The organism is Planctomyces sp. SH-PL62 (assembly GCF_001610895.1).
In the GTDB taxonomy this organism is placed as follows: domain Bacteria; phylum Planctomycetota; class Planctomycetia; order Isosphaerales; family Isosphaeraceae; genus Paludisphaera.
Genome location: NZ_CP011273.1, coordinates 1,848,990 through 1,875,362, shown reverse-complemented (window position 1 = coordinate 1,875,362; position 26,373 = coordinate 1,848,990). Strand labels below are relative to the sequence as shown.

General features: G+C 71.4%; 12 protein-coding genes and 1 pseudogene. 6 read left to right on the top strand and 7 right to left on the bottom strand.

The features are described from left to right. Window positions 1-297: 297 nt before the first annotated feature. Both VT85_RS07210 and thrS read right to left on the bottom strand, forming a co-directional pair. Window positions 298-1,284 (bottom strand): pyridoxal-phosphate dependent enzyme, encoded by a 987-nt coding sequence (locus VT85_RS07210; RefSeq protein WP_068412642.1) that lies wholly within the window; start codon window positions 1,282-1,284, stop codon window positions 298-300. Continuing rightward, window positions 1,274-3,484 (bottom strand): threonine--tRNA ligase, encoded by a 2,211-nt coding sequence (thrS, locus tag VT85_RS07205; RefSeq protein ID WP_068412639.1) that lies wholly within the window; start codon window positions 3,482-3,484, stop codon window positions 1,274-1,276. Before thrS ends, VT85_RS07210 begins: the two co-directional genes overlap by 11 nt. A 314-nt stretch (window positions 3,485-3,798) precedes the next feature. Here thrS and VT85_RS07200 point away from each other — a divergent pair, with 314 nt between their 5' ends. The 3 genes from VT85_RS07200 to VT85_RS07190 are packed head-to-tail and all read left to right on the top strand — an operon-like array spanning window position 3,799 to window position 8,331. Continuing rightward, window positions 3,799-6,762: a PVC-type heme-binding CxxCH protein gene (locus tag VT85_RS07200; RefSeq protein WP_068412636.1), complete on the top strand. Its 2,964-nt coding sequence runs from the start codon at window positions 3,799-3,801 to the stop codon at window positions 6,760-6,762. A gap of 16 nt (window positions 6,763-6,778) precedes the next feature. After that, a complete protein-coding gene (locus VT85_RS07195) occupies window positions 6,779-7,561 on the top strand; it encodes an amidohydrolase family protein (protein ID WP_068412633.1) in 783 nt (260 codons plus the stop codon). After that, complete coding sequence (locus VT85_RS07190; RefSeq protein WP_068412630.1) at window positions 7,558-8,331, top strand: amidohydrolase family protein; 774 nt, start codon at window positions 7,558-7,560, stop codon at window positions 8,329-8,331. The genes VT85_RS07195 and VT85_RS07190 overlap by 4 nt, the downstream gene beginning before the upstream one ends. Before the next feature lie 33 nt (window positions 8,332-8,364). On the opposite strand, the gene VT85_RS07185 is transcribed toward VT85_RS07190, so the two are convergent. From VT85_RS07185 to VT85_RS07175, 3 genes are read right to left on the bottom strand one after another with little or no spacing between them, the layout of a single operon-like run. Beyond that, on the bottom strand, window positions 8,365-8,796 hold the full coding sequence (locus VT85_RS07185; protein WP_068412627.1) for an STAS domain-containing protein: 432 nt from the start codon (window positions 8,794-8,796) through the stop codon (window positions 8,365-8,367). Then, entirely contained in the window at window positions 8,793-9,431 is a 639-nt protein-coding gene (gene pdxH, locus VT85_RS07180) for a pyridoxamine 5'-phosphate oxidase (protein ID WP_068412624.1), read from the bottom strand. Before pdxH ends, VT85_RS07185 begins: the two co-directional genes overlap by 4 nt. A gap of 14 nt (window positions 9,432-9,445) precedes the next feature. Beyond that, complete coding sequence (locus VT85_RS07175) at window positions 9,446-10,804, bottom strand: AGE family epimerase/isomerase (protein ID WP_068412621.1); 1,359 nt, start codon at window positions 10,802-10,804, stop codon at window positions 9,446-9,448. 307 nt (window positions 10,805-11,111) lie between these two features. Between VT85_RS07175 and VT85_RS07170 the strand changes: the two genes are divergently transcribed. Together VT85_RS07170 and VT85_RS07165 are read left to right on the top strand one after the other, a co-directional pair. After that, complete coding sequence (locus VT85_RS07170) at window positions 11,112-11,717, top strand: RNA polymerase sigma factor (protein ID WP_068412618.1); 606 nt, start codon at window positions 11,112-11,114, stop codon at window positions 11,715-11,717. Then, complete coding sequence (locus tag VT85_RS07165) at window positions 11,717-15,655, top strand: serine/threonine-protein kinase (RefSeq protein WP_156512723.1); 3,939 nt, start codon at window positions 11,717-11,719, stop codon at window positions 15,653-15,655. Before VT85_RS07170 ends, VT85_RS07165 begins: the two co-directional genes overlap by 1 nt. A 36-nt stretch (window positions 15,656-15,691) precedes the next feature. Here VT85_RS07165 and VT85_RS28295 read toward each other — a convergent pair whose 3' ends face one another. Both VT85_RS28295 and VT85_RS29965 read right to left on the bottom strand, forming a co-directional pair. Next, window positions 15,692-15,970, bottom strand: coding sequence for a hypothetical protein (locus VT85_RS28295; RefSeq protein ID WP_068412611.1), 279 nt, complete (start codon window positions 15,968-15,970; stop codon window positions 15,692-15,694). 1,472 nt (window positions 15,971-17,442) lie between these two features. After that, window positions 17,443-17,595: pseudogene (locus VT85_RS29965) on the bottom strand (LEPR-XLL domain-containing protein); the annotation flags it as partial. 453 nt (window positions 17,596-18,048) lie between these two features. On the opposite strand from VT85_RS29965, the gene VT85_RS07150 reads away from it, so the two are divergent. Next, window positions 18,049-26,151 (top strand): MG2 domain-containing protein, encoded by an 8,103-nt coding sequence (locus VT85_RS07150; protein ID WP_156512722.1) that lies wholly within the window; start codon window positions 18,049-18,051, stop codon window positions 26,149-26,151. Window positions 26,152-26,373: the final 222 nt, after the last annotated feature.

The following is a 26,373-nucleotide window of genomic DNA, read 5'->3' as shown; positions in this document are numbered from 1 at the left end:
CGCCGCGAGGGGGGAAGGGATGAGATCTGCGACGAGGGCGGATTCCTCGCCGTAACCGGGTTCCAAGGTGCATCGTCAAGGTAAGCGACGGTGCGCCTCGGCCCTCGAAGTCTCGGCCGTTGGGCGTCGCGAATCGCTGCGGGGACGCTTGACGCGATGCGACGAAAACCGCCGGACGAACCCAATTTCCAAAGCCGAAATCCGGCCGTAAAGTCATTGCTATGTTGGATTTGCGTCGATTGGGTTCGGTCGACGGGGGTTGCGAACGAAGCCAATCGTGGGGCCGATTGCTGGGCGTCAGAGCCAGCGGGCGGCGAGGGCGTCGAAGAACGGGCCCAGGTCGACGTTGCCGCCGCTGAGCACGGCGCCGATCCGACGGCCTTCGAGGTCGAGCTTGCGTTCGAGGAGCGGGGCGACGACCACGGCGCTGGAGGGTTCGACGACGAGCTTGAGACGTTCCCAGAGGAAGCGGAGGGCGTCGACGATGGCGGCCTCGCTCGCGGTCTCGATCCGGTCGACCTGGCGGGAGATGACGGCGAACGGGCGTTCGCCGAGCGAGGTGCGGAGTCCGTCGGCGATCGTCTGGGGGTCGCCGGAGGGCTCGATCCGGCCCGAGGCGAGCGAGCGCCGGGCGTCGTCGGCGCGCTCGGGCTCGACCCCGATGACGAGGGTTTCGGGGGACCGCGCCTTCACGGCGAGGGCGGTTCCCGCGAGCAGGCCGCCGCCGCCGACGGGGACGACGACGGCGTCGAGCGGCCCGACCTGGTCGAGCAGCTCCCACGCGGCGGTCGCCTGGCCGGCGATGACGTTCCAGTCGTTGAACGGATGGACGAGCGTCAGCCCCTTGCGGGCGATCTCGTCGGCGACGGCCGCCTCGCGGGCGGCGAGGGTCGGCTCGCAGAGTCGGATCGTCGCCCCGTACCCGGCCGTGGCCGCCTGCTTGATCGGGGGGGCCGTATCGGGCATCACGACGGTCACCGGGACCCCCAGCAGCTTCCCCGCCAGGGCCAGGGCCTGGGCGTGGTTGCCGGAAGAGTGCGTGACGACCCCCGCCGCCTTGCTCGCGTCGTCCAGTTGCAGGAGGGCGTTCATCGCCCCCCGGAACTTGAACGCCCCGACCCGCTGGAGGTTTTCGCACTTGAGGAAGACCGACGCGCCGGCCCGCTCGTCGAGCGTCCGCGAGGTCGCCACCGGCGTCAGGTGGACCCACGGCGCGAGCCGTTCGACGGCCTCGCGGATCTGCGACTCGCCGATTGGGACGGCCGGCGAGGTCTCAATACTCATGGTTTTCGGCCGACTCGTCGCCGGTCGTCGGGGGGGCGAGCGGGGCGGCCTGGTGGAAGACGCGCTCGTCGTCTTCCTTGCGGACGCGGGCGAGCGCTTCGTCCAGGCTCATGACGCCCTGGTCGCCGGCGACGCGGTCGCGGTAGGCGACGGCGCCGGCCTCGGCTTCCTTGGCGCCGACGACGAACATGACCGGGATCTTGTCGAGCTGGGCGTCGCGGATCTTGGCCCCGATCTTCTCCGGGCGGTGGTCCAGCGTGGCCCGGAAGCCGGCGTCGGTGAGCCGCTTGAGGACGGTCTCGGCGTAGTCGGCGGCCTTCTCGGAGATGGGCAGGATGCGGACCTGTTCAGGCGCCAGCCAGAGCGGGAACGCGCCGGCGAAGTGCTCGATCAGGATGCCCATGAACCGCTCCATGCTGCCGAAGGGCGCGCGATGGATCATCACCGGCCGATGGGTGTGGTTGTCGGCGCCGACGTACTCCAGGCCGAACCGCTCGGGGAGGACGTAGTCGAGCTGGACCGTCCCGAGCTGCCACTGGCGGCCGATGCAGTCGCGGACGATGAAGTCGGCCTTGGGGCCGTAGAAGGCCGCCTCGCCGGTCGCCTCCTCGTACGGCAGGCCCATCTCGTCGAGCACCGACCGGATGTCTTCCTCGGCCTGGCGCCAGGTGTCGCCGGCGGCGCCCTGGTATTTGGGGTCTTCGGGGTCGTGCTTGGAGAGCCGGACGCGGTAGTCCGCCAGCCCCAGCGAGCCGAGGATGTGCTGGGTCAGCTCCATCGTGGCCCGGAATTCCTCGCGGACCTGGTCCGGGGTGCAGAACAGGTGGGCGTCGTCCTGGGTGAAGCCCCGGACGCGGGTCATGCCCGAAAGCTCGCCCGACTGCTCGTAGCGGTAGACGGTGCCGAACTCGGCCAGCCGGAGCGGCAGCTCGCGGTAGCTCCGGGGCTGGGCGTCGAAGATCTGGATGTGGTGCGGGCAGTTCATCGGCTTGAGCAGGTATTCCTCGAACTCGCAGGTCTGTTCGAGGTAGCCGATCCGCTCCGCGACGCTCATCTCGAAGTAAGGCCGGGTGAACTTGGTCTCCGACGCGGCGTCGGGCAGGCGTTCGGGGATGCCGGCCTTGCCCAGCAGGACGCGCTGGGCGTCGTCGTCGACGTTGCCGGCGATCAGGCCGTCGAGCAGCTCCTTTGCGGAGGCGTCGGCGGGCATCTTGAGGGTCGGGAACTGCGAATCCTTGTAGTACGGATAGTGCCCGCTGGTCTTGTAGAGGTCGACCTTGCCGATGTGCGGGGTGTAGACCGGCTGGTACCCCCGCTTCATCAGCTCGGACTTCATGAAGTTCTCGAGCAGGCCGCGGATGATGGCGCCCTTGGGCATCCAGAGGATCAGGCCGGGGCCGACCAGGGGCGAGATTGTGAACAGGCCCAGCTCCTTGCCGAGCTTGCGGTGGTCGCGCTTGCGGGCCTCCTCGACCTGGGCGAGATAGGCGTCCAGCTCCTTCTTGTCGAAGAAGGCGGTGCCGTAGAGCCGCTGGAGCATCGGCCGGTCGGTGCGGCCCTTCCAGTACGACCCGGCGATGGAGAGGAGCTTGAACGCCCCCAGCTTGCCGGCGTTGGGGATGTGGGGGCCGCGGCAGAGGTCGACGAACTCGCCCTGGCGATAGAAGCTCAGGACGCCGAACTTCGCCAGTTCCTCGTCGATGTGCTCGACCTTGAGCGTCTGGCCGAGGTCGGCGACGAACTCGCGGGCCTTGTCGACGGGGAGCGAGAACCGCTCGAAGGGCTCGGCCTCCTTGGTGATCTTGGCCATCTCGGCCTCGATCGCCGGGAAGTCGTCCTCGGAGATGCTCCGGCCGTCGACCTCCATGTCATAATAGTAGCCGTTGGCCGTGGTCGGCCCGAAGGCCAGCCGCACCCCCGGGAAGAGCCGCATGACGGCGCGGGCCATGATGTGCGCGGTGGAGTGCCGCAGGACGTCCAGGGCTTCGCGGTCGCGCGAGGTCAGGAGCCTCAGCTCGATCGCCCCGTTCGCTGGGTCGCCGATCTCCAGCGGGCGGTCCATGTCGACGATCGCGCCGTCGACCACCGCCGCGATCGACGCCTCCGCCAGCCGCTTGCCGATCCCGGCCGCGACCTCGCGCGGGCTGGTCCCCTCGGGATATTCCTTGATCGACCCATCCGGCAACTTGATCTGGAGCATCTTCGGCCGCGTCTCCGCTCTCCCCGAACCCTGCGCAGGCCGGGGCGTTCCCCGCACTCGCTTCAAGCTCCCCAGCGTAACCGACCGCCGCACCGCTGCCAATGTCGAACGACCGGGGCCGAGCGGCGAAGCTTCAGCCGGCCGCGCCTGCGTTGGGAAGCAAGGCCCGGCCTGCCGGATTGCTCCCCCGGCCGGGGCGGGTTATCTTCCGGAACCGTCGCGGCCGGCGTCCAGGCTTCGGGCCTGTCGATGAGACCGGAGGACGGCCGTTCCTCCGTCGCCCTCGGGCCACGGCAGCCTTACCGGGTGGTGCTATGAATCGGTCACTCAAGGCGGGGCTCGCCCTGCTGACGCTCGCCATCCTCGGCGCCGACGACCCGCTGCCGAGGCTCGCCCCGCAAGAGCCGGCCGAGGCGGCGAAGTCGTTCCGGATGCAGGCGGGATTTCGGCTGGACCTCCTGGCGGCCGAGCCGCTGGTCATGGACCCGGTGGCGGCGGCCTACGACGAAAACGGGCGGCTTTACGTCGTCGAGATGACCGACTACCCGCACGTCGACGCTGCGAAGGATCGCCCGTTCGCCGACAACCAGGACCCCCCGGTCGGCCGCGTCCGGATCCTGATCGACGACGACGGCGACGGCGTCTTCGACCGGAGCGAGATCTTCGCCGACAAGCTCTCCTGGCCGACGGGCGTCGCCGTCTGGAAGGGGGGCGTGTTCGTCGCCGCGACCCCCGACGTCTGGTATCTCAAGGACCACGACGGCGACCTGAAGGCCGACGAGCGGCGGCAGGTCCTCACCGGCTTCCGCAAGTACAACGTCCAGGCGGTGATGAACAACCTCCAGTGGGGCCTCGACCACAAGGTCTACGGCGCCGGTTCGAGCAACGGCGGCAAGATCCGGCCGACCGACGCCCCGGAGCAAGCCGGGGTCGACGTCGCCCGTCGCGACTTCCGGTTCGACCCCGGCTCCGGGCGGGTCGAGGTCGTCTCGGGCGGGGCGAGGTTCGGTAACACGTTCGACGACTGGGGCGACCGCTTCCTCTGCGACATCCGCAACCCGGCCGAGCACGTCGTGCTGCCGTCCCGCTACCTCGCCCGCAACCTGTTCCTCCCCACCCCGAAGGTGCTGCACGACGCAGCCGAGGCCGGCGACGCGATCCCGATGTACCGGGTGAGCCCCCCCGAGCCCTGGCGCGAACTCCGCGCCCGGCGCTGGACGGAGGTCGGCAAGGCCCTGCCCCGCAGCGAGCTGGTCGCCGGCGGCAGCCTCACCTCGTCGAGCGGCCTGACCGTCTACCGGGGCGACGCCTACCCGGACTCCTATCGCGGCCAGCTCTTCCTGGGCGAGGTCGCGAACAACCTCGTGCATCGCATGCGTGTGGAGCCCGACGGCGTGACCTTCCGCGCGACCCGCGCCGACGACCGGGTCGAGTTCGTCGCCTCCACCGACACCTGGTTCCGCCCGGTCAATTTCGTCAACGCCCCCGACGGCACGCTCCACGTGCTCGACATGTATCGCGAGACGATCGAGCACCCCTGGTCGATCCCCGAGGACATCCTGGCGAGGCTGGATCTCCGCAGCGGCGAAGACCGGGGCCGGATCTACCGCCTGGCCCCGCCCGACTTCGTCCACAGGAGGGCCCCCCTGCTGGGCGACGCCGACGTGGAGACGCTCGTCAAGCTCCTGGAGCACCCCAACGGCTGGCACCGCGACACCGCCCACCGGCTGCTCTTCGAGCGCCAGGACGCCGCCGCCGTCCCGTTCCTGAAAGCCCTGCTTCGCGACTCCCGCGAGGCCGTCGGCCGGCTCCACGCGCTCTATTCGCTGGAAGGGCTCGCCGCCCTGAGCGACGCCGACCTTCTCCTGACGCTCGGCGACGTTTCGCCGCACCTCCGGGAGCATGCCGTCCGGCTGGCCGAACCGAGGCTCGGATCGCCCGAGCTGCGCGAGGCGGTGCTCAGGCTGGCCGAGGACCCGGAGCCGAGGGTCCGATTCCAGGTGGCCTTCACCCTCGGCGAGATCCCCGGCGAGGCCGCCGCGCCGGCGTTGGCGGCGATCGCGCGGCGGGACGCGGCCGACCCCTGGATCCGCACGGCCGTGCTCAGCTCCGCGACGGTCGATCCGGCCGGGTTGTTCGAACGGCTCCAGGGGGACGGCGGGTTCGCCGCCGCCGGTGACGGGGCCTCCCTGCTGCGGTCGCTCGCCCTGGTCGTCGGGGCCCGCGGCAAAGACGATGAGATCGGCCGCGTCCTCGCCGCCCTGTCTCGTGGCGGACGCGACGACGCGGCGTCCGACGCGGCCCTCGGCCTGGGGGACGGACTCGCGCGGAACCGGCGGCGGCTCTCGGGCCTGGTCGGCCTGCCGCCCGAGTCGACCGCCTGGCTCGACGCCCTCTTCGCCACGGCCGCGAGCACCGCCCCCGACGAGTCCGCGACGCCCGCCGCCCGGGTGCGTGCCGCGGCGATCCTCGGCCAGATGGACTACGATCAGGCCGCCGCCGTCCTCGCCCCCCTGCTCGGCCCGGACCAGCCCCCCGCCCTCCAGTCGGCGGCGGTGAAGGCTCTCGCCGGGTTCGACCGGCCGGAGGTGGCCGGGATCCTGCTCGGGCCGTGGAAAGGCTACACGCCGGGGCTCCGCACCGAGGTCGCGGCGCGACTCCTCGGCCGCCGCGCGTGGCTCGGCCCGTTGCTCGACGCCGTCGAGGCGGGGACGGTCGCCGTCGGGCAGATCCCGCCGACCCGCCGCACCCTGCTGGTGGCGGACAACGACCCGGCGGTCCGGGCGCGCGCCCAGGCCCTGTTCGCCGCCGAGGCCGTCGGCCCCCGCGCCGAGGCCGTCGCGCGATTCAAGCCGATCCTGGAGACTCCCGGCGATCCCGATCGGGGCCGCGCCGTCTTCGACCGCGAGTGCATGGTCTGCCACAAGCTCGGCGAGCGCGGGCACGCCGTCGGCCCCAACCTCGCCGGGGTCCGGCGGCGCACGGCCGAGGAGATCCTCGTGAACATCCTCGACCCCAACCGCGAGGTCTCGCCCGAGTTCCTCGAATACACCGTCGCCCTCGACGACGGCCGGGTCGCGTCCGGGCTCGTCGCCTCCGAGACCCCTTCCGGCGTCACCTTGCGCGGCCGGGAAGGAGTCGAGGAGACCATCCTCCGGCGCAACCTCGCGGAGATCGCCGGAACCGGGAAGTCGCTGATGCCGGAGGGGCTGGAGACGTCGATCACCCCGCCGGAGATGGCCGACCTGATCGCCTTCCTACTGCGGATCCAGGATTGAAACCGGGAGTCTCGCCGTGATCTGGGACCTCCACACGCATCTCGCCGGCAGCGGCGAACGGACGCCCGAGGAAGCGATGGCCCGGCTCGTCGTCGCCGCCGACCGGATGGCGATCGACCGCCTGATCGTCTTCATGGGCGACCCGTTCATCGCCGACCCCTCGCCGGCCGAGCTGGTCCGCCAGAACGACCAGGTGCTCCGGGCGCTTGAGCACTGGCGGCACCGGGCCTTCGGGTTCGTCTACGTCAGCCCGGCGCACGTCGAGGCCAGCATCCGCGAGATCGACCGCTGCGTCCGAGACGGGCCGATGGTCGGCCTCAAGCTCTGGGTCGCCCGCCGTTGCGATTCGCCCGAGGCCGACGCCCTGGTCCGGCACGCGCAGGCCCTCAAGGCGCTCATCTTCCAGCACACCTGGATCAAGGCGAAAGGGAACCTGCCGGGCGAGTCGACCCCTTCGGACCTGGCGGCCCTCGCAGCCAGGCACCCGGACGCCTCCTTCGTCTGCGGCCACATCGGCGGCCAGTGGGAGCTGGGCCTCCGGGCCGTCCGGTCCTCCCCCAACGTGGCGGTCGACCTGGGCGGGGGCGACGCGACGGCCGGGATCGTGGAGACGGCCGTCCGCGAGCTGGGGGCGGAGCGCGTGCTCTACGGCAGCGACGCCCCCGGCCGATCCTTCGCCACGCAGCTCGCGAAGGTCTTCGGGGCCGAGATTTCGGAGGCCGACCGCCGGCTCATCCTGGGCGAGAACCTTCGCCGACTCCTCCTGCCGATCCTCCGGGCGAAGGGCATCGAAGCATGATCGACGTCAACGTCTCGCTCTCCCGATGGCCCTTCCGCCGGCTCCCCGCCGACGAGCCGGAAACCCTCGTCGCCCGCCTTCGCGCCCTGGGCGTAACTGAAGCCTGGGTCGGCAACTTCGACGCCCTCCTGCACCAGGATCTCGGGGCGGTGAACGCGCGGACCGTCGCGATCTGCCGCCGCCACGGCGACGGCCTGCTCCGCCCCTTCGGCGCGATCGACCCGATGCTGCCCGACTGGCGGGAAGAGGTCCGTCGATGTCACGAGGAGCACGGGATGCCCGGCGTCCGGCTCCACCCGGACTACCACGGCTACCCCCTGGACGACCCCGCCGTCACCGACCTGCTCGACGAGGCCGGCCGGCGCGGCCTGATCGTCCAGATCGCCCTGAGGATGCAGGACGAGCGGACCTTGCACCCGCTTTTGAAGGACCTGCCGAGGGTCGATCCGGCGCGGCTCATCCCCCTTCTCGCCCGGCCTTCCCAGCCCAAAATCGTGATCCTCAACGCACTGCGGACCCTGAGCGGGGACCCGCTGCGGCGGCTCCTTGCGGCGGGCGAGGTCTGGGTCGACATTGCGCTCCTCGAAGGGCTGGAAGGGCTGAAAAGACTGGTCGCCCAGATCGGCCCCGACCGGCTCCTCTTCGGCTCGCACGCCCCCTTCTTCTATCCGGAGGCGGCGCACTTCCAGCTCAAGGAATCGGCCCTTCCCGCCGAACCGTCCGAGGCGATCCGGCGGGGCAACGCACGGACGATCCTCCCCGCGACCTGATTCCGCGGACCCGCCGCCCTCACCGCCCGGCGCTCACGGTTCGATCTCGAAGAACGAGGCCAGGCGGGTGACGCGGAGGATCTCCTGGAGGTCCGCGTCGAGGTGTCGGAGGGTCAGCCGGCCCTGGGCCCCGATCAGCCGCTTGCGCAGGCTGAGCAGGCGGCCGAGGGCCTCGCTGGCGATGTAATGGACATCGGAAAGATCGAGGATCAGGCGGTCGCCGGGGCGGAATTCGACCGATTTCAGGAACTGGTCGAGCGGCCCAGGGTCTCTCAGGTCGTACTTCGGCCGCGCCACGGGGGCGCCGTCGTCGCTCCGGCTCCAGGTAAACCAGTCGCCCCGGCCGCATCGGGGGCAAGGGGCGTCGAGGTCGTCCCCCTGGGGGATCGCGCCGCAGGCCGGGCAGGGTGGCCGCGGGGGATTCGTCGTCGGGGCGGCGGGCTCGGGTGGGGGTTCGCGATTCATGGGGAGAGCCGCTCGATGGTCCAGGCCTCGCCGGCGGCCTTGCGGTAGCGGAGCCGGTCGTGCAGCCGGCTGGTCCGACCCTGCCAGAACTCCATCGTTTCCGGGAGGATGCGGAAGCCCCCCCAGTAATCGGGCCGGGGGACGACGCCGTCGGCGTGCTTCGCCTCGTACGCGCGGAACAGGTGTTCCAGGTGCTCGCGCCCGGGGATGACCTGGCTCTGTTTGGAGACCCAGGCGCCGATCCGCGAGGCGAGGGGGCGACTCTGGAAATACTCCTCGGACTCCTCGGCCGACACCCGCTCGACCGGGCCCTCGACCGACACCTGCCGCTCCAGGTCCTTCCAGAAGAAGAGCATCGAGGCGTGGGGGTTGGCCTCCAGCTCGCGTCCCTTCCGGCTGCCGTAGTTGGTGAAGAAGGTGAAGCCGCGAGGGTCGCAGCCCTTGAGGAGGACGATCCGCGCCGAGGGACGGCCGTCGGGGGTGGCCGTGGCCAGGGTCGCGGCGTTGGCCTCGACGACGTCGGCCGCCAGGGCCTCGGCGAACCAGCGCTCGAACTGGCGGATCGGGTCGGGGTCGAGGTCCTGCTCCAGGAGGCTGTGGCGGAGGTAATCGCGACGGAGATCGGACAGGCTCATCGAGTCATCCCCTTTCAGGGCGTTTCCGAGGTGGGGGCCGAGGCCGGCGCCGGGGTCAGGAGCCGGGCGACGTTCATCATGGCCCTCGCGGTGTGGTAGTCGGCCTTCCAGGGGCTGGCCTTGGCTCCGTCGCCCCGGAGGCGGCCGTCGCGCTCGGCCTCGGCGAACCAGCCGCCGAATTCGGGGTCGAGCAGGCTCCGTTCGATGAACCCCCATTGCTGGGCGAAGGCGCGGGCGTAGCGGTCGGTCTCGCGGCCGTATTTCCGGTCCAGCATCGCCAGCGCGTTGAGCCCTTCGGCCTGGGTCCACCAGACTTTCGTGAAGTCGTAGGCCCCGGCGGCGAACACGTCCCCCTTGTCGTAGAAGCCGCCGAATCGGTCGTCCCAGCCCCAGTCGAGGGCGTGGTCCACGAGGCCCCTCGCCACCTTCCACGTCGCCTCGTCGTCGGGCATGTGGAGGACCTCGGCGGCCTCGACCAGCAGGTAGGCCGTCTCGACGTCGTGGCCGAACGAGTCGTGCGCCGGGACCGCCCGCCAGTCGCGGGTGAGGTACAGGTTGAGGGCGCCGGGCTCGACGGCGATCTTGTCGCGGACGATGTGGAAGGCCTCGCGAAGCCGCTCCCGGACGATGGGGCGGTCGTCCACCTTGGCCAGCTCGGCCAGGGCTTCCAGCAGGTGGATGTGGGAATTCATCGTCTTGTAGCCGTAATAGACCCCCAGGCGGTCCTTGCGGCCGGCGACGGGGGCCTTCGGGTCGAAGCCGGTGATCGCCGTCCCGTCGCGGCGGACGGCCTCGAACCAGCCGCCGTCCCGGGGGTCGTGGGCGTGGGCTTCGAGCCAGTCGAAGGCGTCGCGGGCGACCTTCAGGGCGAGGTCGTCGCCGGACACGGCCCGCAACTTGGCGGCGGCGTAGACGACGAAGGAGGTCCCGTAGACGTGCTTCTCATCCCCCAGCGCGGGGTCGAGGCGGCCCTTCGCGTCGAGGATCCAGTGGAAGCCCCCCTGCTCCGCGTCGCGCATGACGGTGTCCAGGAACGCCAGGCCGTGGCGGGCGTAGGCGAGATGCTCGTCGCGCCTCGCGGGCTCGAACTCGGCGTACGCGGCGGCCGTCCAGGTCATCCGGGCCTGGTAGACCAGGAACTTGGACTGGTCGGGGCGGATCGTCCAGTCGCGGGCGATCTCCTGATGGAACCCCCCGGCGTCGCGATCGACGGCGGCCGGGAGCCAGCGGCCCGTCTCGGCGGCCAGCAGCTCGCGGAGCCTCGCGGCGGTCGGCGCGGCGGGCTCGTCGGCCCCGGCGGCGAGGGGGGCGACGGTCAGCACCCAGGCGGCGACGACGATCGCCAGGCCCCGCGTTCTCGGTTGGGATCGCATCGGCGTTACGGCCCTCCGGCCATCCGGCGGCGGACGTGGAAATCGTTCGTCGCGGCGGCTCACAAAGTCGGATTATCGCCATAAGCTGAGGGCGAGGGCAACGGGAGACGCGGTTTGGCCGCTCCAGCGGGCCGCCCCCCCTCCCCTCGCCGGTCGGGCCGACGCCTTGTCAACGGCGACGGCCGGAGGTTAGCCTGGGGCGTCCGATCCACGTCCCAGGCCAACCAGGATAGGCCGGGCGGGCCGGCGCGAGGAAGCGGGACGGAGAGCCGGGGGTGATCGCCCGGCCGGGCCGAGGAGGCGAATCATGTCGGTCGGCGATCCTTCGGTGCGGGAAGAGAGCCAGTTGGCCGACTTCCTGAAGCGGATCCAGCAGGGCGACGAAGGGGCCGCCCGCGAACTCCTGCAGCGGTACGAACCCGAGGTCCGGCTGGTGGTGCGCCGCCAGCTCCCCCGGCTCCTCCGCTCCCGGTTCGACTCGCTGGACTTCCTGCAGAGCGTCTGGGGGAGCTTCTTCCGCCGGATGCGCGACGCCCCCACCGATTTCGAAGATTCGCGGCATCTTGTCGCCTTCCTGGCCCGGGCTGCGAAGAATAAGGTGATCGACGAGTACCGTCGCGCCGCCAGCCTCAAGAACGACATGCACCGCGAGGAGCCCCTCTGGGGCGACGGCCGCCGACCCAAGGAGGTGGCCGACCCGATCGACTCTCCCAGCGAGGTGGCCCAGGCCCACGAGGTCTTCGACCGCCTGCATGCGCTCCTGCCCGAGGAACGGCGGACGATCCTGGAGTTGAAGGCGCAGGGCCTCTCGAGCCGGGATATCGGCGACCGCCTGGGGATCAGCGACCGGACGGTCCAGCGCGTGCTCGAGGAGCTCAGGCGACGCATGGAGTCGGAGTGGGAGCCGACCTGATGAGCGTAGGCGCCTGGGGCCGGACGTGGGAGGACGCCTCGACGCCCTCCGCGGCCCGCCTCACCAGACGATACGAGCGCGCCTGGCGCGACGCCCAGGCGTCGGGCTCGCGGCCGGACCCCCGGCTCTTCCTCGCCGGCTGGTCCGAGCCGGGCGGGTTCCCCGGCGCCCGCCTGGCCCTTCTCCGCACCGACATGTCGCTCCGCTGGGAGGCCGGCCAGCAGCCCTCGGCCGACTGGTACGTCGCCCACTTCCCCGAACTCGACCAGGACACGATCGTCGCCCTGATCTACGAGGAGTTCTGCCTGCGGGAAGAGGCCGGCGAGGCGCCCGAGGCCGCCGCCTTCCTCGGCCGCTATCCGTCCTACGCCGAGCCGCTCCGGCGCGTGCTGGACATCCACACGCTCGTCGGCGGGGCGTCCACCTCCAACTTCACCGAGGGATCGACCTCGGGCGGGGCGGCCGAGTCGGCCGACGAACCCGCGTCGAAGCCCCGATTCCCCGAGGCGGGCGACGCCATCGCCGGGTTCCAGCTCGTGGAAGAGCTGGGCCGGGGCTCGTTCGCGCGCGTCTTCCTGGCCCGCGAGACCCAGCTCGCCGACCGCCTGGTGGCCCTCAAGCTGAGCCTGCGGGGCTCGCGCGAGCCCCAGACCCTGGCGCGGCTCCAGCACACCCACATCGTCCCGGTCCACTCGCACCGGGTCGATTCGGCGACCGGCCTCCACCTGCTCTGCATGCCCTACTTCGGGCGGGTCACGCTGGCGCGGGTGCTCGCCGAGGTGGAACGGGCGAGCGGCGGCGAGCCCCCCACCGGCCCGGCCCTGGTCGCGGCGCTCGACCGCCTGGAGCCCCCCGACGGCGCGCCGTCGGGGCCGTCGACCGGCCGCCAGGCCCTGGCGAGCCGAAGCTTCCCGCGGGCCCTGGCCTGGTGGGGCTCCCGACTCGCCGAGGCGCTCGGGCACGCGCACGATCGGGGGGTGCTCCACCGCGACGTCAAGCCGTCGAACGTCCTGGTCGCGGCCGACGGCACCCCCATGCTCCTGGACTTCAACCTCGCCCACGAGGTCGTCCTCCCCGGCGATGCGGACAAGGCCGGGGCGAGCCTCGGCGGCACGGTCGACTACATGGCGCCCGAGCACCTGGAGGCCCTCGCCGAGGGCCGCGGCGACCACGTCGACGCCCGCTCCGACGTCTTCTCGATGGGCGTGATGCTCTATGAGGCGGTGGTCGGCGAGAAGCCGTTCGCCCCCCCTCGCAAGACCGGCTCGATCGTTGAGGCCCTCCTCCGCGCGGCCGACGAACGCCGCGAGCCCCGGGGACTCTTCCCGGCCGGGTCTTCCGTCCCCGCCCCGTTTCGGTCCGTTCTGGAGCGCTGCCTGGCCCCCGCCCCGGCCGACCGCTACCAGTCGGCCGAGGAGCTGGCCCTGGACCTGCAAGCCGTCGCCGACGACCTGCCGCTCGCCTTCGCGCGCGAGCCGGTCTGGAGCCGTCTGGCCCGCCGGCTCCGTCGCAACCGTCTCCGGTTCGCCACCGCCGCGCTCATCCTGCTCTCGTGCGCGGCGGCCGGCGCGGCGGCGATCAACCTCGGGATCGAGCGGAGCGACCGCTACGCCCAGGCCCGCCGGCGGCTCGAAGGCGGCGACGACCTGATGCGGAAGCGCGATTTCGACAAGGCGGTCGTCCAGTTCGAGGCCGCCCTCCAGTTCGCCGAGGGGCCCGATCAGGGCTTCCTCGACCGCGTCTTCGACTGGCGGAACATCCGCGACCTGGCCGAACGCGCGCGAGTGCGGCTGGCCGAGCCCGACGCCCACAGCGACCTCGAACGCCTGGAAGAACTGGCCAAGGAGAAGAAGGCCCTCGCCGATCGTTCGGCCACCAAGCGCCGGGAGGCCCAGGCGATCCACGACGCCTCGGAGGGGCTGCGGATGCGGTTCGTCGGCATCGGCGAGGACCGCGCCGGCGCGACCGAGGAGTTGCAAGTCCTGCTGAAGCCCTTCTACGTCCTCGGCCAGAAGGACTGGACCCAGCTCGACCACAACCTCGACATGCTCGACCCGGCCGAGCTGGACCGGCTCAGATCCGAGGTGAACGAGCTGCTGTTCCTCTGGATGGTCGGCGTCGAATCGGCACTCCCCGCCGCGGGCTCGGCCGACGCCCCGGCCCGCGAAAAGTCCGTCGCCGCGGCGATCGAGGTCTGCGACAAGGCGCTCCGGTTCGTGACCCCGGCCGGCCCCTGGCTGGAGCTTCGCTCCCGCTTCCAGGCGCGGCTCGCCGACCAGGACGACCCCGAATCCGCGGGCGGCGACGTGACCGCCGAGCCCCAGGTCGGCGACGAGCGATCGGCCCTGGCCTGCTTCCAGTGGGGGATCCTCCATTCGAGCCGTCGCGAGTCCGGCCGCGCCATCTCCTGGCTCCAGCGGGCCGTCCGGATCGACTGGTCGAACTACTGGTATCAGTTCTATCTCGGCTACCTGGAGGACGAGGAGGGCGCGGAGGATGAGGCGCTCTACCAGTACAGCGTCGCCGCGGCGGTGAAGCCCGAATCCCCCTGGGTGCTCTTCAGTCGAGCTCGGATCTACCGCAAGAAGGGGAGGTGGACCTGGGCGCTGGAGGACCTGCAACGTTCCCTGGAGCTGATGGGCCCCCGGCCCGAGGCGCTGAAGGTCCGCCTGGAGATGGGCTACGTCCACCAGGCGCTCGGCGACTTCCCTCGGGCCCGCGCCCAGTATCATGAGGTGGTCAAGGCCGACCCGACGGACGAGTTGGGACGGGCCGCACGGCTGAACCTGGCCAATCTCGACGCCGAGTCGGGGGACGTCGACCGCGCGCGGGCCGGGTACGCCGAGGTCCTGGCGCTCGACCCGGACGATTCCGCCGCGCGGCTCAGCCGGTCCCTGCTGGATCTTCGGGAGGGGCGCCCGGCGTCGGCCGCCGAGGCGCTCGACGGCCTGATTCCCCGCGAGCGTCGCACCGCGGCGCGGAGCGACCTGCTGGCGACCCGGTCGGTCGTCCGCATGATGCTCGACCGAGACGACGAGGCGGTGGTCGACGCCCTCGAAGCGCGTCGGCTCGATCCCACCCCCGCCCGCGACCGCCTGGTCGAGCGGGCGCTCCTTGCCGCCGGACGCGACGACGAACTCCAGCTGGATCGTCCCGAGGAACTGGTGCTGTTCCCGTTCGGCGCCGCGCCGCTTCGGGCTGATCTGGAAGCGGCCGAGCGGCGGCTGGCCGAATCGGCCAGAGGCCGTCCCGGGGTCGTCTACCGCGCCCAGTCCACCCGCGCGGTGATCCTCTCGGCCCTGGGACGTCACCGCGAGGCCGCGCTGGCCGCGCGCGAGGCGATCGCGGCCTCCAACCAGAACTCGCCGGAAGCCCACCTGATCGCCGCTCGGGTCGCGCATCGCGCCGGCGACCGCGCGTGGGCGCTCCAGGAGGTCGAGCTGGGCCTTCGGCTCGACCCCGGCGATCCGGGGCTGCTCGAAATCCGGGGCGCTCTCCGCGCCGAAGGGGGGGACGCCCAGGCCGCACTGCCGGATCTGGAGCTGGCGATCGCGCGTTCGGGGGGGACGTTCGCCCACACCCGCAAGGCCGAGGCCCTCCGGCGTCTGGGCCGCCTTGAGGAGGCCGTGCACGAGTGGACCTTGACCCTCAGGCGCGATCCCGAGACGGCCGCCGGCTATCTCGGCCGGGCGCGCTGCTATCTCGACCTGTCCCCCCCGCAGATCGAATCGGCCCTGGTCGACCTGGAACAGGCCGCGTCGTGGTCTCGAAACGACGCCGAAACCGAGGTCGGTGTCCTGGTCGCCTACGCCCATTGCCTTCGCGAGCGTCCGGACCGCTTCCCCCGATGGCTAAGCCTCCTCAGGCGCTCCATCGGACGCCTCGGGACGATCGCCATGCCCTGGGTGGACCGGCACGACGACGTCCTCGCGGACTGACGTTGAAGGGGCGCCGGCTCGGGCTTCCGCCTCCGATCAGAGGCTCTTGGGGTAAGCGGGGAACTTGCCGGCCGACGCGCGACGTCGGGAGGGGCGGGACTTGCGGAAGAGTTTCTTCCGGGCGAACGCGATGAGGTCGGGATAGAGCGGTCCGGTGGCCAGGCCGAGCCCGATGAGGAACCCGAAGGCCCGGGTGGCGAGCCCTGCGCGGGCGAGCTCCTCGCCCTGCGCGTCGGCGTCGAGAAGGGAGGGCGCGGTGAGGTCGTCGGCGAGGAGGTCGGCCGCCTCAAGCTGGCGTTCCAGGCTCTCCACCATCGCCTCGGCGTCGCTGCGGTCCTCCTTCGCGTGGAGGGTGCCGACGAGGATCGGCGCCCCCCCGCGCCCCGAACGGTCGCGGTCACTGCGCCCGGCTCATCGCCGGGGCCGGCGTCGGCGAGCTTTCCTGGTTCGCTTCGGCCGCGGCCCGATCGGATGCTGAGGAGCAGCTCCGGATCGAGGCTGAACCCGAACGCATTCTGGGCGTCCGGACCGGAAGAGGCGGCTCGGGAGGTGGCGGGGGTCGGGTCGTCGGTCGAGGTGGCCAGCCCCGGACCGAGAGGCGCGGAGGTCCGCGAGACCAGAGGCCCCAGGAAGACCGAAGGGGCCGCTTCCTGGGGGATCCCTGCGTCGTCGCGGTCGATTTTCGAGGACCGATCGACGTCGCCGACGACGCCGCTCGTCGCGGCCCCCGCCTCCGAACTCGCGGAGGACTCCGCGGTCCTCGGGGCCTGGATCTTGTCGGGGGTCGCGGACGGCAGATAGATGACGGAGGGGGCGCCGTTCGACGTTGCGTACGTCGCGAGGGTCACGCTCGATGCGGGCGAGGGCTTGGGGCTGGCGTCGCTACGCTGAACATTCAGCTCGTAGGTGGCGGGGGACCAGGAGGGATCGTCCGGCGCGTCGATCGGGGATGAGGGGAGTTCTGGGTCCGGTTCGGTCGACGCGGGGGCGTTGTAGAACGGCACGACGCGAACGAGCAGTTCGCCGCCGTTCGGCACGCCGTGGAGGGACACGAAAAGCGTCTGGCGGCTGTCGCTGGTCATGAAGGCGACGTCGCCGATCTCGGCGAGGACGTCCCCACGAGGCCCGAGCAGGAAGATCTGATCGACCTTCACGCCGACCGGGTCGCCGTCGCGCCCAGGTCGCACGTCCACCTTCAGCATGTTCGTCACCGGACCGACGGGGATCCTGAAGAAGCTGGACCCCTCGCCCGGTTCCAGGGTGCCGTTGAACGTAATATTCGCCTTCCAGGGGATCTTCGGAGTTGCGGCCAGCTGTTGGGGCGGCGGCGGTCCCGATGGGGGCTCGAACGCCAGGAAGGGCTCGAATTGATCCGGGTCCATCCCCTCCCCGCCGACATCCCCCCCCGGACCCGTCTCCAGTTCCAGGTTGGGGAGGTAGAACGCCGGGTCGAGCGACGATCGCGTATTGCCGGCCTCGTCCTCCAGCAAGATCTGGGACGAAATCAACGGCCCGACGCGGACGGGCTGAGGCGTCGTGATCCGAGGGGCCTGCGGAAAGATCGCGTCGGCCCCGTCCGGAAACAGCGATTCGAATTCAAGGGGATCGCCCGCGTTGGGGGCGAACGTGGAGGAGGCCACGGACCTGGGGGACGGTCCTTCCCCATTCCAGCCCCCGCCTTGATAGCCGAGGATGAACGGAGCCACCGGGCCGACGAAGGGGCCGCGGCCGATCTCCAGCACGCCTGGTCGGTCTGCGGGAGAGACTTCCGAGGAAGGCCAGAGCGAGCCCACGTCCCCACTCAGGAGCATCCGGGGCTCCAGGACCTCCAGACGACCTAGGCGCGCCGGAGAGCCGTGCGACGATCGGCGACGATGGGGCGATCGGCGTCTTGCCTCATGCAATCGTCGCCAAAATCCATGCACGGCTGTCGCCACCATCGGTCTCCGTCAGCGTAGGTTCGTCGCGAAGCGGGGCTGGCGACGAAATTCTAAGGAATCCTTCCCGGCTGTCGAGCGAAGTTGCGTAATTCGGGCCGAAAAAATCGTGCGGGATGATTCGCGTTGCTGTGAAATATCTCGGCTTATGGAATAACCTCGTAATCCGGCGTCGTCCGGCGACAGGTCTCTACCGGAATTTTTCCAGCGGGCCCATTTCGACGGCGGATCTGGATCGGAAGGCTAAGAGAGTCGATTCCCGCACGTAGAACCCACCGGCCCCCTCGTCGCGCGGAGATCAAGGGAAAGGGCTGGTTCCACGGAACCAGGGGCCCGTTCCGGGCATCTCATGGCATGTCGTGCAGGCCGCTTTCGACGGTTTTCGGGATTGAGTGGATGCGTCCTCCTCGGGTGCGCCCCGTCCCTCTCCGCCTCTGCTTGATGGAGACCGATCTCGTGAAGCCACGTCGTCTGCAACTCGTCCTGTTCATGTTCGCGGCGACGGGGATCGTCGGGGAGTCGGCGACGGTCGACGACGCGGCTCCGGACGCCCCCGCCGTCGCCCCGACCGGAGACGAGGCCAAGGGGAGCCCGCCCGCCCCGGCGCCCGCCCTCCCCGGCGAGATCGTCGCGGCCCTACAGGAGAAGAAGTTCGCCGAGGCCCGCGCGGCGCTCGCGGGGCTTCGCGAGAAGGCGACCGGCGACGACGAGCAGGCCTACCTCGAATTCCTGTCCGCCGTGGCCGACCGCCTGGAAGGTCGCCGCGACCCCGGGCGGGAGACGCTCCGCAAGGCGATGACGGCGCATCCCCAGAGCGTCTGGATCCCCAAGATTCGATACGAGCTGGCGACCCTGGAATTGGCGGCCGGCGACCCCGCCCGCGCCGAGGAGCTGGCGAGGGCCACGGCCCTCCCCCTGCTCGCCGACGAGCGGAAGGACCGCCTGGCCGACGTCTACAAGTCGTTCGCGCGGGGCCTGCTCAAGCCCGACGACCCGGTGACGCCCCCCGACCCCCAGGGCGCGCGCGAGTTGCTGATCCAGGCGAGGCTGCTGGCCAAGGGGGCTGCGGCCCGCGCCGACCTGACCGTCGAGATCGCCCACGCCAGCCGATTGATGGGCGACCACGCCCGGGCGGTCCAGGAACTCGAGTCTCGTCTCAGGGACTATCCCGGCGTCCCCGGCCGTTCGGCCGTCCGTCTCGCCCTCGGCGAATCGCTCCGCGACGCCGGCCGCATGCTCGAGGCCCGCCTCGCCTGGACCGACCTGGCGCGCGACGTCGAACGGATGAAGCCCGAGGAGCGGACCCCGGCGGACGAGGATTCCCGGGCGCTGGCCCTGGCGCAGATCCCGGCGACCTACGGCGTGCCGGCGCCGACCGACGACCCCAGCCTGACCCTGGGGGTCGCCGCCTTGCAGCGGTTCCTCGCCGCGTTCCCCGCCCATCCCCGGGCCGTCCGCGCCGCCTTCGACGTCGGCGCCTCGCAACACGCCCGGGGCAAGAGCGACGCCGCCCTCGCCGCGTTCGGCCGCTTCCTCGCGGGCGATGGCTTCAAGGCGGAGTCGGACGAGGCCCGCAAGGACCTGGCCGAGCTCTCGATGACCGCCACGTTCCTCTCCGGCGAGATCCTGCTGGGCCAGGGGAAGTTCGACGAGGCCGTCGCCGCTTGGGAGGGCTACCTGGCGAAGTTCCCCAACGGCCCCCAGAGCGCCGACGCCCAGCGTTCGATCCTGGAGGCGAGGCTCCGCAAGGCCGACGACGAGATCCGGCTCGGCCGCCACGCCGAGGCCCGAGCCCTCTGGGCCGAGTTCGTCGCCCAGAATCCGCTCGACGCCCGCGTCCCGGAGATCCTGTTCCAGATCGGCCGGAGCCACCTGCCGGAGAAGCAGTTCGACCAGGCGATCGCCGCCTGGTCGACGCTCCTGGGGAAGTTCCCCGGCGTCGAGCCGGCGGCCCACGCCCAGTTCCTGACCGGGACGATCCTGGAGGTTGAGAAGGGGACGCTCGCCGAGGCGGTCGAAGCCTACAAGAAGATCCAGATCCAGCCCTGGGCGGCCCAGGCGGCCCAGCGGATCGCCGTGATGGAGACCAAGGCGCTGACGGTCGTCACGCCCCGCGCCTTTCGGAGCGGCGAGGCCCCGTTCCTGAAGGTCGCGACGCGGAACCTGGAGCGGCTGACCTTCACCGCGTACAAGCTCAACGCCGAGTCCTATTTCCGCAAGAAGCACGGATTCGAGAACGTCGAGGCGCTCGACATCGGCCTCGTCGCCCCCGACGCCGAGTGGACCGAGGACGTCCCCGGCTACGCCCGCCTCAAGCCGGTCGAGGTCGACTACGCCCTCAAGAAGCTGGAGTCGCCGGGCGTCTACGTGGTCAAGGTGACGGACCAGAAGACGCTCCAGGCGACCACTCTGGTCGTCGCGAGCGACCTCGACGCGATCGTGAAGACCTCCCGCGACCAGGTCCTCGTCTTCGCCCAGGATATGAAGACCGGCAAGGGGCGGCCCAACGCTCGGGTGCTCGTCGCCGACGCCGGGCAGGTCGTCCTGGAAGCCGCGACCGGCGCCGACGGCGTCCTGCTCCACGACTGGTCCCCCCCGCGCGAAGGGGGCCGGAGGCTCACCTATCTCGTCGTGGACGGCCCGCACGTCGCCGGCTCCAACCTGGGCGTCCAGGAGGGCGTGTCGCAGGGGCTCGCCCCGCGCGCCTACATCTACACGGACCGGACGGCGTACCGGCCGGGACAGACGGCCGAAATCCGAGGCGTGGTCCGCGAGACCAGGGACGGCCAGTACGCCAACCTCCCCGGCGCGGTCTATCGCTTCGAGGCCGTCGACGCCGCCGGCCGCCGGCTCGTCTCGCGCGACGTGACCCTCTCCGAGTTCGGCACGTTCCACCAGTCGGTGGCGATCGACTCGGCGGCCCCGGTCGGGACGTATCAGGTCCGCGTCTTCCAGCCGGGCAAGAGCGAGTTCAGCGGCTCGTTCGAGGTCCAGTCGTATCAACTCCAGCCGATCGGTTTGAGCTTCGACCTCCCCCGGACCGTCTACTATCGCGGCGAGACGATCGAGGCCGACGTGCTCGCCCGGTTCCACTACGGGGCCCCGGCGTCCGCCCGGCCCGTCGAGGTCGCCCTGCCGGACGGCCGGACGATCCGAGGCGCGACCGACGCCGAGGGCAAGTTCCACGTCAGCTTCCCGACCGAGGGCTACGCCGAGGAGCAGCGCCTGCCGCTGGTCGCGACCCTGCCGCAGGACGGCGTCCGGGCCGTCGCGGCGGTGGCGCTGGCGGTCAAGGGGTTCGCGATCCAGGTCGAGACGACCCGCGACGTCTTCCTCAGCGGCGAGACGTTCGACGTGAAGGTCGGGACATCCGACGCGCAGGGCTCGCCCCTCGCGCAGGAGTTGTCGGCGGCGCTCGTGAAGATCGTCGACGACCACGGGCGCACCGTGGAGCGCGAGGTCGAGCGGAAGCCGGTCTCGACCGACGCGGCGGGGCGCGGCGTCGTCGCCTTCCGGGCCGATGACGAGAGCGGGGGCCGGTTCCTCGTCCGAGTCGCGGGGACCGACCGATTCGGCAATGCGATCGTCGCCGACCGGGGGGTCTTCATCTCCGGCAAGGACGACGAGACGACGTTGCGGCTGATCGCCGACCGGACCCGTTTCAAGGTCGGCGAGCCCGCCAGGCTGAACCTGCACAGTCGCGGCCGCGCCGGGACGGCCCTGCTGACCTGGGACGCCGACCGCATCCTTACTTATCGGATCGTGACCCTGGCCGACGGCGACAACGCCGTGGCCTGGGACGTGGACGGGCCACAGTTCCCGAACTTCACGCTCACCGCGACCCGGATGTGGCGCGACAAGCTCGACCAGGCCCGGCTCGACGTGGCGGTCGAGCGCGACCTCCGCGTGACCGTCGCGGCGACGAAGCCCCAGGTCGGCCCCGGCGAGCCCGTCGAGGTGGAGGTCACGACGGTCGACCAGCTCGGCCGCCCCGTCGCCGCCGAGCTTTCGCTGGCGGTCGTCGATCAGGCGCTCCTGCGTCGGTTCGCCGACGCCCGCCCGATCGGCGGGTTCTTCTACGACCAGACCCGCGTGGGGGCCTTTGCGGTCTCCTCCACCAACACCTTCCGCTACGCCCCGGCCACCACGCCGGTCGCGCGGGCGATCGTCGACGAGGCCGAGCGCGCCGCCGCGACGCTCGCCAACGCGGCGAGCCAGGTCGACATGCGGAGCCGGCTCGCGGAGATCGCCCCGCCCGCCGCGGCCCCGGCGTCGCGGCCCGCCCGAGGGCAGGTCGCGGACGGGGCCGGGATGATGGGCGGCGGTATGGCTGGGATGGGCGGGATGATGATGGGACGCGCCGGCCAGGACCAGCTCAGGAGGAAAGCCGGCGCCGCGTTCGACGCCGCCGGGATGCCGGGCCTCGAGACCGAGGCCCTGGGGGAACCGAGCAGCTTCTTCTCGACTGGTTTGGCCGCCGACAAGAAGGAGCTCGGCGACGTCGCTCTCGGTTTCCGCGACGGCCGGGACGCCGCGCCCCCTCGCGAGCGGACCGTCGAAACGGCCTACTGGAACCCCGCCGTCGTGACCGGGGCGGACGGCAAGGCGCGGGTGACGTTCCCGGCCCCCTCGTCGCTCTCGGAGTACCGGATCACGGCCCGGGGCGTCACCGGCTCCGACACGCTGGTCGGCGAGGCCACCTCCACCGTCCAGGTCCGCAAGGACTTCTTCGTGGACCTGAAAGTCCCCCCCGCGCTGACGCAGGGGGACCGACCCCGTTTCGTCGCGAGCGTCCACCACCTGGGCGCGGCCGGGGCCGCGACGCTCAAGCTGGCCGTGGCGGCGGGGGGCCGGTCGGAGGTCTTCCCGAAGACGATCGAGGTCGAGGGGGACGGCGTCGAGGAGGTGTTCTTCGACCCGATCGAGGTGGGCGAAGGGCCGATCCGGCTGACGCTCTCGGCGACGCTCGGCGAGCGTTCCGACGAGGTCGCGGCCGAGATCCCCGTTCGGCCCTGGGGCGTGCAGGCGTTCGCGTCGGCCTCCGGGTCGAGCGGCGACGGCGAGACGGTGTTCGTCGGCCTGCCGCAAGGCCGCTCTTATGAGAATCCGGCGATGCGGATCGTCGTCTCGCCGAGCCTGGATCGGATGATCGTCGCGCTGGCGCTTGGGGAGGGCGTCCGGCCGCTGGACGCCTCGCCCTCGGTCGATTGGAGGTGCTTCCCGCCCGACACCACCGCCGACCGCGCCGCGGACCTGCTGGCGGCGACTTCGGCGCTCCAGTATCTCCGCAAGTCCCGGCCGGGCGACTCGGGCGAAGCCCGCCGGCTAGTCGATCGCATCCAGGGGCTCGTCTCCCAGTTGACGGCCTCCCAGCGCGAGGACGGCGGCTGGGGATGGATGGCCGCGGCGCCCGACCGGCCCGAGAACAACAAGCAGGTCTCCGGCAGCGATCGCTTCACCTCGGCCTCGGTCTTCTGGGCCCTGGCCTCGGCGGAGGAGCTTGGCCTCCTGCCCGATCCCGGCGTCCGCGACCGGGCCGGGGCCTGGCTCAACTCGGCGATCACCGGGACCGACCCCCGCGACCGCGACGCCCGCGCGGCGATCCTGCACGCGCTCAGCGTCCGCAAGCTCGCCGGTTTCGAGGCCGCCAACAGCCTCAATCGCGAGCGTCAGAATCTCTCCAACGGCGCGCTGGCGTATCTGGCCCTGACCTTCGCGAACCTGGGGCGGCCGGAGCTGGCCGCCGAGGCCCTGGCGATCCTCGGGCCCCGCGCGAAGGTCGAGACGCCCGCCCCGGGCCGTCGGCCCCGGCTCTCGTGGGAGGGCTCGGGACAGTCCGCCGGCCTACGCTCGACGCCCGAGACCACGGCCCTCGTCTGCCTGGCCTACGCCCGCACGCGGCCCCAGGCGGCCGAGCTGGCCCAGGGGATCGACTGGCTGGAGGCCCACCGTTTCGGCCTAGGCTGGAATCCCCGCAAGGCCAAGGGACCGGCCGTCGCCGCGCTCGCCGCCTTCCACGGCAAGACGCCGGAGAGCGGCGACCGCTACAAGCTGACGATCACCGTCAACGACCGCAAGGTCTCCGAGATCGACGTCGCCGGCGCGGTCGAGCCGACCGAGATCGCCGTCCCGGCCGACGCGGTCAACGCCAACGACGCCAACCGCGTCGGGTTCGCGATCGAAGGCCAGGGGACCTTCCACTACGCCGTCTCCCTGACCGGCTTCACCCGCGAGTTCGGCCCCGACCAGGCGCGAGACGGCCGTCCGGCCTGGATCGAGCGTCGGGTCTACTGGCCGGCCCCGCCGGAGCTGGACGGGAAGGCGCTTCCCACGGGCTTCGGCGTCGCCGTCAATCCATCGACGTTCGAGAACGTCGCCACCCGGACGACCCTCGGCGGCAAGGCCCGCGTGGGCCTGACCGTCTGGCGCAACATCCCGGGCGACACTCCGGAGTGGGAGCGCGACTTCCTGATCGTCGAGGAACGCCTCCCCGCCGGGACCACGCTCATCGAGGGCTCGGTGGTCTCCTCGGCGGCCTCGTTCACCCTGGCCGACGGCGTCCTCACGTTCTACTTCCCTCCCGACCGCAATCCCGGCGGCATCCAGTACGACGTCTACGGCTGGCTTCCGGGCCAGTACCGCACGCTCCCGGCGAGCGTCCGCAGCGCCGACGAGCCGGGGCGGTTCCACGTCGGCGAGCCGGGCGAGTTCGGCGTCCTCTCGCCGGGAGAGCCCAACCCCGACAAGATCCGGGCCACGCCCGACGAGCTTCACGCCCGCGGCAAGATCCTCTTCGACGCCGGCAAGCTCGCCGACGCCGGGCCGCCGCTCGAAGCCCTGATCAACGACTGGACGCTCCGCGACGACGTGGCGAAGGACGTCTCGCGGATGTTGCTGCTGATCACCGTCGCCCATTACGACGCCCGCAAGATCGTGCGGTACTTCGAGGTGGTCAAGGAGCGCTCGCCGGAGCTGATCCTGTCGTTCGACCAGTTGCAGGTGATCGGACGGGCGTATCGCGACATCGACGAGCCCGAGCGAGCCATGATCGTGTGGCGGGGGCTGATCGAGGCGGGCTACGTCGAGGACGCCCGCGTCGGCGAGCTGCTCCGCCAGCGCGGGGAGCCGCTGGAAGCGTCGGCGTACCTCATCGACCTCTGGCGGAGGTATCCCAACACGCCCTCGATCGAGACCGATTTCTTCGGCCTCTCCCAGGTCGTGGCCGACGCCGCGACCCGGGCGGTCGACGACCCCGTCCTGCGCCGGAAGCTCGCCGCGGCGGGCGTCACGCGGTCGGGCCTGCTGCTCCATGCGGCCCGGATGATCCAGACGTTCCTGGCGCAATCGCCGACCAACCCGACGGCCGACGAGGCCAGCCTCGCCCTCCTGGGGACGCTCCTGGAGCTGGACGACCACGCCGGCGTCGTGAAGGCGGCGGCCCGCTACGCGGCGATGTATCCCAAGAGCCCGTTCCTGGACGGCTTCCAGTACAGCCAGGCGCTCGCCGACTTCCACCTCGGCCGGTACGACGAGGCGGTGACGCTCGCCGAGGCCATCGCCAAGGCGACCTACAAGGACGCCTCGGGCGTCGAATCGCCCAGCCCCAACAAGTGGCAGGCGATCTACATCCTCGGCCAGATCTTCGACGCCCGGCGCATGCCCGCGCGGGCCCTGGAATACTACCGTCAGGCCACCGACCGCTTCACCGACGCCGCGGACGCCGTCGCGTACTACACGCGCAAGAGCCTTCGCGTCGACGAGATCACCGTGGTCCGCCCCGCCGTCGAGCCCGCCGCGACCCCCGCCGCAGGGACGCCGCGGATCACGCTGACCTACCGCAACATGGCCAAGGTCGACGTCACCGTCCACCCCGTCGACCTGATGCAGCTGTACCTCGCCCGGCGGAACCTCGACGCCATCGCGGGCGTGGACCTGGCGGGGATCACGCCGCTGTTCGAGCAGTCCGTGACCCTCGGTTCGGGCGACGACTATGAGGACAAGACGAAGGTCATCGACCTGCCGCTGACCAAGCACGGGGCGTACCTCGTGATGATCCGAGGGGGCGACCTCTACGCCTCGGGCGTCGTCCTGGTCTCGCCGCTGGAGGTGGACGTGCTGGAGGAGGCGGCGCCCGGCCGCGTCCGGGTCGTGGTCCGCGACGCGACCTCGAAGGCGCCCGCGAGCCGCGTGCAGGTGAAGGTCGTGGGGGCGGCGGATCCGGAGTTCCAGTCCGGCGAAACCGACCTGCGCGGCGTGTACTCAGCCGAAGGCCTGCACGGGGCCGCCACCGTGGTCGTCCGCAAGGGGACCACGGAATACGCCTTCCACAGGGGGACGACCTACCTCGGGACCCCGCCGACCCCGAACGCCCCGGCCGAGGTCCCGCCCCAGCCGGAAACCAAGCCGGGCCAGGCTGGCGACGCGAACCAGTCGCTCGACGCCAACCTGCGGATGCTGAATCGGAGCAACAACCTCAAGCAAATCGAGCGGCTCCAGAACCGCTATCAGGTCGTCCCGCCCGAGCAGGCCCCGGGAGCGGCGGCCGGCGAGTTCCGTTGAGCCGGCGGCGCCGTGACGGAACGACTCGGAGTCCGTCTCGGAAGCTCATGCCGGGGCGGCCTCCTCACGGTCTTCCCCCTCGCGGGGGAAGACGGACCCCGAAGGGGTCAGATGAGGGGGAGGACCAGCACGAAGGCCGTCGGGATTCGCAGCCCGGCCGCTTGAGTCGCCGACGGCCGCCTCGCTCGTCCTCCCCCTCATCCGGTCCTTCGGACCACCTTC